We start from the raw sequence: 268 nt of genomic DNA on the forward strand, positions 1-268 counted from the left end.
GTTCGCCCTGGGCGGTGACACCCCGGCCACCAGCTATCTCGTCATCGACAAGATCCTGAACGCCGCCCGCGAGTCCGGCGCGGACGCGATCCACCCCGGTTACGGCTTCCTGTCGGAGAACGCCGAGTTCGCCCAGGCGGTCCTGGACGCGGGTCTGGTCTGGATCGGCCCGCCCCCGCAGGCCATCCGCGACCTCGGTGACAAGGTCGCCGCCCGCCACATCGCCCAGCGCGCCGGCGCCCCCCTGGTCGCCGGCACCCCCGACCCC

Annotated in this window: 1 protein-coding gene; it reads left to right on the forward strand. The window is 73.9% G+C overall.

Annotated elements, in window-relative coordinates; translation table 11 throughout:
* On the forward strand, nt 1-268 hold a 268-nt coding region (locus IH25_RS38295), incomplete at both ends, for a biotin carboxylase N-terminal domain-containing protein (RefSeq protein ID WP_037656546.1).

This window comes from Streptomyces achromogenes subsp. achromogenes (assembly GCF_000720835.1).
Classification (GTDB): Bacteria; Actinomycetota; Actinomycetes; order Streptomycetales; family Streptomycetaceae; genus Streptomyces; species Streptomyces achromogenes.